Consider the following 7,051-nt stretch of genomic DNA (forward strand, 5'->3'; position numbering starts at 1 on the left):
GCCGGACCAGCAGCAGGCCTACCAGGGCGCCAAATACGGATGGCAGAAATTCCTTGCTGCCCTGGACCAGGTTGTCGCCAAGCTGGCGTAATACTTCTTCAAGGGTGAGGACATGAAAAAATCGGACACGAGCCAAGGCCTGCCGGCATCGGAGCTCATCTCGCAAAGAATCGCCGAACTCGGGGACTGGCGCGGCGAAACCCTCGGCAGAATGCGCAAACTCGTCAAGGAAGCCGCCCCGGACGTGGTCGAAGAATGGAAGTGGATGGGTACCCCGGTCTGGTCGCACGACGGCATCATCTGCACCGGCGAATCCTACAAGGACAAGGTGAAACTAACCTTCGCCAAGGGCGCGTCCCTGGAGGATCCGGCCGGTCTCTTCAACTCTAGCCTCGACGGCAACGTACGCCGCGCGATCGACATCCTCGAAGGAGAAGAAGTTGACGAATCCGCCTTCAAGACGCTCATTCGCCAAGCGGCCGCGCTCAATAGTTCCGGCAAGTCGAAACCTGCGAAGAAAGCGAAATCCTAAGGGATTCCGTCGCTGAACCAGGCAGGCGCCGGAGCTACCACATCAAGTCGTCCGGGATCTGGAAGGCCGCATACGGATCGTCCGCATCGACTTCGGTGCTGGTCTTGTTGACCCGCACCACGAGCGAGGCATCGCGCTCCGCGATCTTGTCGGCGATTATCCTCGGCACCAGTTCTCTGACCTCACCCAGGCAGATGATCACCAGGCGCCCGGCGATCAGATGCGCCTGGACCGCGGCCGACACATACAGCCGTTCGATCTTATTGTCGTGGGTGAAATTGTAGGCGATGTCGCCTTTACCCATGCTTTGGCGATTCTTCTGCACTATCTGGGCAATTTGCGCCACGATCGCCTTCTGGGTGGCGGCCGCGTCGCGCTGGGCGTTGAGTTCGCGAGCCCGGTCGGCATTCTTGCGCAGCGTATCGAGTGCCGCCAGGCGCGTTTCATCGACGCTGGCCGTGCCGCTCCGGCGTTCGGCCTTTTTCTGCTTGTTCTTGTCCTGGTTGGCCAGTTTGACTTTGTTTTTGTCAACCAGGCCCGCTTTCAGAAATTGCTCTTGCAAAGAGGCCATATATGCTGCTCCGTAAATAGGGGTGCCCGACTAGGTGTGCCCGGCTAGGCCGGCCCGGGCAATGACGCCGGCCGGCGGAAAGACGCTAGCATAGCAAAAATGTCGACTTGGCAGACTTAACTGCCAGCCTCTTGATTTTTTCTTTCCCACAAAACTCAAATACTTACTAAATGCTATTCTGACCGGCGCTCTCAGGAAATTTGACTTGCAAGCGACAGGGCGTTCCCCAATTTGCGAATCGACACAATGCAATCTTGACAAACCCAGCCTCTCGAGAGGCCTATGAAAGCCAACCAATGACCCACACTTCCTTCCCGTTGCGCCGCCTGCTGCATGGCACTGCGCTCGCCGTCTCCCTGGCGCTGGGTACAGCCGCCCTCCCTGGCGCGGCGTTCGCCGCCGCGCCTCAGGTCAAGACCCAGGCGCCGGGTTTCTACCGCGTGATGCTCGGCGACTTCGAAGTCACCGCACTGAGCGACGGCACCGTCGACCTGCCGGTCGACAAGCTGCTGGACGAGCCGGCGGCCAAGACAACCACGGCGCTGAAAAAATCCTTCCTGAGTGCGCCGGTCGAGACCTCGGTCAACGGTTTCCTGATCAACACCGGCACAAAACTGGTGCTGATCGATACCGGCGCCGGCACGCTGTTCGGCCCAACGCTAGGCAAGCTGGTAGCGAGCCTGCAAGCCGCGGGCTACAAGCCCGAGCAGGTCGACGACATCTTCCTCACGCACATGCATCCTGACCACCTCGGCGGACTGGCCGCAAACGGCGCGCTGGTGTTCCCCAACGCGACCGTCCACGCCGACCAGCGCGATGCCGACTTCTGGTTGTCCAAGGCGAAGCTGGAGCAAGCGAGCGCCGAATCCAAGGGCTCCTTCCAGGGCGCAATGGCCTCGCTCAACCCCTACATTGCGGCAGGCAAGTTCCAGCCGTTCGATGGCAGCGGCGACATCGTACCGGGCGTCAAGGCCTGGTCGAGTTATGGCCACACGGCGGGCCACACCAGTTATGTCATCGAAAGCAAGGGGCAAAAGCTGATCGTGACCGGCGACCTGATCCACGTTGGCGCCGTGCAGTTCGCGGACCCGGCTGTCACGATTGAATTCGACAGCGACAAGAAAACTGCAGCCGTGGCGCGTGCCAAAGTCTTTGCCGCAGCGGCAAAGGAAGGCGCGCTGATAGGCGCGGCCCACATCTCGTTCCCGGGCCTTGGCCATTTGCGCGCGGCCGGCAAGTCGTGGCAATGGATCCCGGTGAACTACACGACCGAACTGAAGTAACACGGCCGGTGGCGCCGATGCTATCCAGGCGCCGGATATGTTTTCGATGCCAGGAAATTATTCGGCACCACGGTTAGCATGCAAATACCCCGGCTTTAATTGCACGCAACAGCCGGCGTCTCTGTCAGGTATGGCGTGATATTGCGCATCGCACGCGCTACGTAATCTTCTTTCTCTCCCACCGGAGCGACGTAGTGCAGCGCACTTGCCGCCGCCTCGACGCCCTCCAGGCGCGCAATGATCCAGGCGGCAAGGTAAGGCGAGGCCAGGCACCCGCCCGCCGTGGCGACGTTGCCCCTGGCGAAGAAAGGCTGGTTCAGCACGTCCACGCCGGCTTCCTGGACCCAGGGTTTGGTCGTCAGGTCGGTGCAGGCCGGAACCCCATCCAGCAACCCGAGCTTGGCCAGCATCAGCGTGCCGGAGCATTGCGCACCCAGCAATTGTTTCGACGGATCGAGCTGCAACTGCGCCATCAGCGCCTCGTCGGCGACGATTTCCCGCGTCCGGATGCCGCTGCCGACAATCACCGCATCGGCGGTGCTGGCCTCGCGCAGCGATGCCTGGGCTTCGAGCACCACTCCGTTCATCGACCGGACCCGCGCAGCAGGACTGGCGATCGACACGCGCCAGCCCGGCTTCTTGATGCGATTCAGGACGCCGAACGCAATCAGGGAGTCGAGTTCGTTGAAACCTTCGAAGGTGAGGATAGCGATGTGCATGATGTCGTCTTCCGGCGCAGATAGGGTGGAGGATCAGTACTGCTTGTAAGGGAGGAATTTGCCGCTCATAAGGATGCGCACGCGGTCGCCGTTAGGGTCGTTCTCGCGCTGCAGGTCCATCTTGAAGTCGATGGCGCTCATGATGCCGTCGCCAAACTCTTCGTGGATCAGGGCTTTGAAAGTACTCCCGTACACATTGACCAATTCGTAGAAACGATAGATGAGCGGGTCGGTCGGGACCGCCGTGGGCAACGAGCCTTTGTACGACGTCACGGTCAGCCACTTGGCCTCTTCTTCGGTCAGGCTGAAAATTTCCGCGAGGACGCCGGCCTGCTTCTCGCTCAGCGTCATTTGCCCCAGGCAGGCGGCGGTGACCCATTCCTTGCTCAGCCCGACCTTGGCGGCGACTTCCGACCACTTGATGCCCGAGGATACTTTGGCGGCAATGATTTTTTCGGTAACTGTGAGGCGGTCCATAAAAGCTCCTTCAAGGAATGCTGGGTCTGGGTGGGGATACGGCTCAATACAACTGCCGCCTGCTTGCGTGAATCGGATTGCGTTGAGCTATTCTATGGCCGCCAATCTGTAGCGTGGTTAACAGCCCGCAACACATTTCCCTTCCGCGCTGAATTCCATGGTCTTGCCGCTAAGAGGCGCGTACACGGGGACTTTCACCGCAGCCTTGAATTCCAGGAACTTGCTTCCCGCCAGGAATTTTCCATCCTTGGTAGCGGCCTCGTTCACATGCGAAGCAATCACGCCATTGGGACGCACCAGGTCGTTGATCACATACGCGGCTTCGCGCGGGCCGGTGGAAAAGATGCCGCCTATATTCAGCACGGCCAGTTTTGGCTTGTAGAAGCGGCGCACCACCAGGTCCTGGTCGGCAATGATGCCGGTGTCGCCAGACAGGTATACAGCCAGCCCATTAGAAAAAGTCACCACAAAACCGCCCGCAGGACCGACATAAGCCTTCACGCCGTTTGCCGCAAGACCTTCTGCCAGAGCGCCGCTCAGGAATTTTTCATCCAGTCCGTTTGAATGCGCCGCCGGGACGCTCGCGATAGTGATGCCGCCGATTTTTCGCTGCCCCCCAAACCTGACCAGGAGCACCTGGTCGGCGCTACCGCCCGCGGCCGTGATCCTGCGGGAGAAAAAATCGCCCATTTCGCCGCCGACGAACAATTTGGCTTTCTTCGCCAGTACCACTTCTTCGGTCACCGACGACGGGGTGCTCTTTACCGAAAAATCCGGAGCAGCGCAGGTTCCTGCATTGGCCTCGGCCTGGTGTATGTCGCCCAGGTGATCGCTGTGCACATGGCTTAGCAATACCCCATCGATTTTACCCAGGCGGGGATCGTTGCCGCCGCGTACCGTGCGGCCGGCGTCATAGAGAATCCGTGTTCCATCCGGATCCTCAAAGATCAGTGCGCGGTCCGCCGCACAGAATTCGCCGTCGTGGCTGCCCAAGGGAGTGATTTTGACATTGGCTGCGCCGGCAGATGTCGCTATCGATATGCCGACAATACAATAGACAGAAAATAATGCATTCTTGATTACATTCTTGTTTGCCATGGGGACTCCTCAAATGTCAGGGCCGGAAATCCTGTTTTTCTATCCAGGGGGTGATTTACGCTCATTACTGCCCCGCCTTCAGGCGCGGGGATGTACTTGAGCCAGACCCATGATAACTAGAAAAATGGATATCTGATTCCCTTCAATGAGGACGGCACGCAAACAATCACGCCATCGCGCAGCTGCCGATATCCAGAGAAGCGGGACTGCGGGGTCCGCCGGCAATTTGTTTAATGTATTGCAGGTATTGCGCGGCGCTCAAGTCAATCTCTTCCGTAGAATGTCCGTCTTCGATTCCATAAAAAGTAAAAACGGGCAGCGGTTCGGCGCTGATGTATTCAATGGTCAAACGAAGCGGCCTGACCAGTTCCTCCACGGTGGCTGCATAACGTCCGTCCTTGTCATAATCGACTGCCTTGATCCCTGCCGAGATGGCAAGCCCTATCCGCTTTCCGGCAAGTTTTCTTTCCGCTGTGCCGCGGCCGTAGGCAAAACCATGGAGCAAGACCTCGTCCTGCCATTTCTTCAGCAGCGGCGGAGTGCTGAACCAATAAAAGGGAAACTGGAAAACGATGTTGTCATGGTCAAGCAGAAGCTGCTGCTCCGCCGCGACATCAATCGTGTGGTCCGGGTATTGCTCATGCAATTGATGGATGGTGATCAGGTCCCGATGCTTTTGCAGCTCCTCCACCCACCTCTTGTTAACGACCGATTTGTCGATGTCGGGATGGGTCACGATAACTAACGTTTTAGCTGTTTTCATAAAAGGCGTTTGCAGAAAAAAAGTAGGAGAACGGTCATACTAGCAACGCATCAAATGCTTGCAAAGTAGGTACCTTTTCGTTCCCTAGAGAGAAAACGCCCTTTTATGAAATCCACGGCATTCCAGTTTCCCATAGCTGCGACGGTCTACCTGATTGGCGGCAAATGGAAATGCACGATTCTTTGCCATCTGCTCACCCAGCCGCAACGGACGGGAGAATTGCGGCGTTTAATCTCAGGCATATCGCAGAAAGTGCTGACTGAACAATTGCGGGAACTTGAAAGCGACGGGGTCATTCAACGCATCGCTTATCCGGGGACTCCGCCCCGGGTCGAATACAAACTGACCGAATTCGGTTTGTCTCTCGACGGAATTATTACCGCGATGTGCGATTGGGGAACCGTTAACCTTGAATTTATTACAGAGGCCCGCCGCCGTCGCGAAGGACAGTGAACGGACTTGCATCGCCTCGCTCCGGGGCCAGCATCACGATTGCTTCTATGCGAGCACGCAGTGCCGTACCTCCGCGATGCGCCAGACCACTGACCGTTGATTGATAGCCGCATGCACGGGAGAATCCGCCGTCTCCTCCATGATGCTAGATGCCGCATCCCTGCCGTTGGCGGCGGAGCTCCAGATCAGCATGTCCACGATCGAGCCGTCTTCCAGTTCCGCGATGTGGCGCGATTGAAAACCTTTCTGGCGCTTCAGCCATGCATCGATGTTGGCGTTGGCGGCGATGAAATCCTTGATGCCGAGTCCTTTGGCAATCTTGAAAGTCGTAATCTCCAGGGCGCTGGGCATTTTGTAACTCCTGTGTGGCTGATTTGAAGGGGTGGCTCTTCGTCAGAGATGCTCAGCGCTGCGCCGTGGGGCGAACGATGAGTTCGCTCACGTCGACGTCCACCGGCTGGCTAATGGCGAAACCGATCGCCTGCGCGATGGCTTCCGGCGCGATGGCTTGGTCCATCATCTGGCGGACCGCCGCCTGCACCTGCAGGCTGCTTATGCCATCGACCAGTTCGCTGCGCGTAAGGCCGGGGCTGACCACGGTCACGCGGATGTCGGTGTTCTCCTGCCTGAGTCCTTCCGACAGCGCCCTCACCGCAAACTTGGTCGCGCAATAGACGGCGGCGGTAGGATCGACCCGGTAGGCGGAGGTAGAGGCGATATTGACGATGTGTCCGGCTTTCTGCTTCTTCATGATCGGCAGCACTGCTGCGATGCCGTACAGGACGCCGCGCAGATTGACGTCGATCATCTGGTTCCACTCGCTGACCCGCAGTTCTTCCAGCATGGATAGCGGCATGACACCCGCGTTGTTGACCAGCACATCGATCCTGCCGTACCGATTGACGGCAGCGGCCGCGAAGGCCTGGACGCTGTCGAGGCTGGTCACGTCCAGTTCCTGAAAGCCGGCCTCGCCGCCGGCGTGCAAAATCTCCTTGGCGATGACGGCGATGCGGTCGACGCGACGGGCGCCCAGCAGCACCCTGTGGCCGCCGGCGGCCAGATGGCGGGCCGTAGCTTCGCCGATGCCGCTGCTGGCGCCGGTGACGAGTACAACTTTGCCTTGGGCGGCGCTTCGGGTGAGATCGGTTGTCATGG

10 protein-coding genes are annotated in these 7,051 nt (G+C 58.8%); 3 read left to right on the top strand and 7 right to left on the bottom strand.

Translation table 11 applies throughout. From position 1 onward, the window contains the following. The first annotated feature begins 112 nt into the window (after positions 1 to 112). Positions 113 to 532 carry a DUF1801 domain-containing protein gene (locus JWQ61_RS20755; protein WP_304362179.1) on the top strand — a complete coding sequence of 140 codons (420 nt, stop codon included), beginning with the start codon at positions 113 to 115 and terminating at the stop codon, positions 530 to 532. A 34-nt stretch (positions 533 to 566) separates the two neighbouring features. On the opposite strand, the gene JWQ61_RS20760 is transcribed toward JWQ61_RS20755, so the two are convergent. Next, a complete protein-coding gene (locus JWQ61_RS20760) occupies positions 567 to 1,103 on the bottom strand; it encodes a DUF2058 domain-containing protein (RefSeq protein ID WP_304362180.1) in 537 nt (178 codons plus the stop codon). A 296-nt stretch (positions 1,104 to 1,399) separates the two neighbouring features. Between JWQ61_RS20760 and JWQ61_RS20765 the strand changes: the two genes are divergently transcribed. Beyond that, positions 1,400 to 2,386 (top strand): MBL fold metallo-hydrolase, encoded by a 987-nt coding sequence (locus tag JWQ61_RS20765; protein WP_304362181.1) that lies wholly within the window; start codon positions 1,400 to 1,402, stop codon positions 2,384 to 2,386. Positions 2,387 to 2,481: 95 nt separating this feature from the next. On the opposite strand, the gene JWQ61_RS20770 is transcribed toward JWQ61_RS20765, so the two are convergent. The 4 genes from JWQ61_RS20770 to JWQ61_RS20785 form a co-directional block, all read right to left on the bottom strand. Then, a complete protein-coding gene (locus JWQ61_RS20770; protein WP_304362182.1) occupies positions 2,482 to 3,105 on the bottom strand; it encodes a DJ-1/PfpI family protein in 624 nt (207 codons plus the stop codon). Between the two features lie 33 nt (positions 3,106 to 3,138). Beyond that, positions 3,139 to 3,582: a cyanase gene (gene cynS / locus JWQ61_RS20775; RefSeq protein ID WP_304362183.1), complete on the bottom strand. Its 444-nt coding sequence runs from the start codon at positions 3,580 to 3,582 to the stop codon at positions 3,139 to 3,141. Between the two features lie 117 nt (positions 3,583 to 3,699). Then, positions 3,700 to 4,680: an MBL fold metallo-hydrolase gene (locus tag JWQ61_RS20780; RefSeq protein ID WP_304362184.1), complete on the bottom strand. Its 981-nt coding sequence runs from the start codon at positions 4,678 to 4,680 to the stop codon at positions 3,700 to 3,702. 166 nt (positions 4,681 to 4,846) lie between these two features. Then, positions 4,847 to 5,443, bottom strand: a complete 597-nt coding sequence (locus JWQ61_RS20785; RefSeq protein WP_304362185.1) for an NAD(P)H-dependent oxidoreductase — start codon at positions 5,441 to 5,443, stop codon at positions 4,847 to 4,849. A gap of 105 nt (positions 5,444 to 5,548) precedes the next feature. On the opposite strand from JWQ61_RS20785, the gene JWQ61_RS20790 reads away from it, so the two are divergent. After that, positions 5,549 to 5,896, top strand: coding sequence for a helix-turn-helix domain-containing protein (locus JWQ61_RS20790; protein WP_304362186.1), 348 nt, complete (start codon positions 5,549 to 5,551; stop codon positions 5,894 to 5,896). 45 nt (positions 5,897 to 5,941) lie between these two features. Here JWQ61_RS20790 and JWQ61_RS20795 read toward each other — a convergent pair whose 3' ends face one another. Continuing rightward, positions 5,942 to 6,247 (bottom strand): hypothetical protein, encoded by a 306-nt coding sequence (locus tag JWQ61_RS20795; RefSeq protein WP_304362187.1) that lies wholly within the window; start codon positions 6,245 to 6,247, stop codon positions 5,942 to 5,944. A 52-nt stretch (positions 6,248 to 6,299) separates the two neighbouring features. Continuing rightward, entirely contained in the window at positions 6,300 to 7,049 is a 750-nt protein-coding gene (locus JWQ61_RS20800) for an SDR family oxidoreductase (protein ID WP_304362188.1), read from the bottom strand. Between the last annotated feature and the right edge of the window lie 2 nt (positions 7,050 to 7,051).

It is taken from the genome of Collimonas fungivorans, from assembly GCF_028292705.1.
In the GTDB taxonomy this organism is placed as follows: domain Bacteria; phylum Pseudomonadota; class Gammaproteobacteria; order Burkholderiales; family Burkholderiaceae_D; genus Collimonas; species Collimonas fungivorans_B.